Annotated in this window: 1 protein-coding gene; it reads left to right on the forward strand. The window is 71.6% G+C overall.

From position 1 onward, the window contains the following. Window positions 1-83 precede the first annotated feature (83 nt). Window positions 84-1,805 (forward strand): SpnB-like Rossmann fold domain-containing protein (locus tag QSJ59_RS24240; RefSeq protein WP_285762091.1); only part of this gene is annotated, 1,722 nt, incomplete at its 3' end.

The raw sequence follows: 1,805 nt of genomic DNA on the forward strand, positions 1-1,805 counted from the left end.
AGGGGGACGAAGACACCTCCCGGGCCTTGGTCACGGGGACGCTGCGGCGTGATGACGGTGGTTTGCGTCGGTTGTTGTGTTCGTTGGCTGAGGTCCATGTGCGCGGTGTGGACGTCGACTGGACGGTACTGCTTCCCGAAGCGCGGCGGGTGGACCTGCCCACCTACGCTTTCAACCGCCAGCGCTACTGGCTGGAGGCACCTCCCGGCACGGGCGACGCCGGCGGCCTCGGCCTGGACGCGGCCGACCACCCCCTCGCCGGCGCCGTCGTGCGCCTCCCCGACACCGGCGGAGTGCTGTTCACCGGTCGTCTGTCGTTGCGCACCCACCCCTGGCTGGCCGACCACGCCATCTTCGACACTGTTGTGGTCCCCGGCGTCGCGCTGGTGGAGATGGCCGTACGCGCCGGAGACGAGGTCGGCTGCGATGTCCTGGAGGAACTGGTCACCGAGGCCCCACTGGTCCTGCCCGCCCACGGAGCGGTGCGCGTCCAGGTGCGGGTCGAGGGCGTGGATGCCTCCGGGCGGTACCCGGTCAGCGTGCACGGCCGGCCGGAGGACGCACCTCCCGAAGCTCCTTGGACCCGCCACGCAGCCGGATTCCTGGCCACCGCCCCCACCACTCCCGTCCCGGACACCGAACTTGCCGAATGGCCTCCCCCCGGTGCGGCCCCCGTTGACATCGGCCCCCTCTACGCTTCGTTCGCCGACGCCGGACTCGACTACGGGCCTGTCTTCCAGGGAGTGCGGGCGGTCTGGCGCCGCGGTGACGAGGTCTTCGCCGAGATCGGTCTGACCGACGCCGGGCAACAGAACGCAGCCGACTTCGGCCTCCACCCGGCGCTGCTGGAATGTGCCCTGCACGCCAGCACCTTCTGCACAGACCAGGACGTCGCCCCCCAGGAGGGCAGCGTGCTGCTGCCGTTCGCCTGGAACGGCTTTTCCCTGCACGCGACGGGTGCCGTCGAACTTCGGGTCCGCGCGGTCGCCGTAGGCCCTGGGGAGGTATCGCTCACCCTGGCGGACGGGACCGGCGCCCCGGTCGCCTCGCTCGCCTCCCTCGTGTTCCGGCCGATCTCCGCAGAGCGGTTGGCGCGTTCCCGCGACACCGTTGCCGACTCGCTGTTCCGCGTGGAATGGGGCGACCCGACGGAGCCCGACGCGAACGAGCAGACGCGGACGTGGGCCGTGCTGGGAACGGGACGCCGATTCACCGGCCCGACACCGGAGGTGTTCACCGACGTCGAAACAGTGGTGCGCACGGCGAGTGCGGACGGGGCCGTGCCGGCAGTGGTCTTCGTCGAGGCAGCCGGCACGGCCCACACCCACGACCCGAACTCCGGCCCTGCCGCGGGGGTGCTGCGGACGGTCGGTGCCTGGCTGGCCGAACCGCTACTGGAGGGCACGCGCCTGGTGGTGGTGACCCGAGGCGCGGTGGCCGTGGGGTCCGAGCCGGTGGATCCGGCCGCTGCGGCGGTGTGGGGGTTGGTGCGTTCGGCTCAGGCCGAGCACCCCGATCGGATCGTGCTCGTTGACGCCGACGACGACACCGCCTCGTGGCGTGCGCTGCCGGCACTGCCCCTGGTCGACGAACCGCAGATGGCGGTGCGCGGTGGCCTGGTGCACGTGCCCCGGTTGGCGCGGGTCGCGGTGGAGGAAACCGCACCGACCGTTTTGCCGGGGACGGTGTTGGTGACGGGTGGGACGGGTGTGTTGGGGCGGTTGGTGGTGCGGCATTTGGTGGTGGTGCATGGGGTGCGGCGGTTGGTGGTGGTGAGTCGTTCGGGGTTGGGTGCGCAGGGTGTT

The sequence above is a fragment of the Nocardiopsis ansamitocini genome, assembly GCF_030268225.1.
Lineage (GTDB): Bacteria > Actinomycetota > Actinomycetes > Streptosporangiales > Streptosporangiaceae > Nocardiopsis_D > Nocardiopsis_D ansamitocini.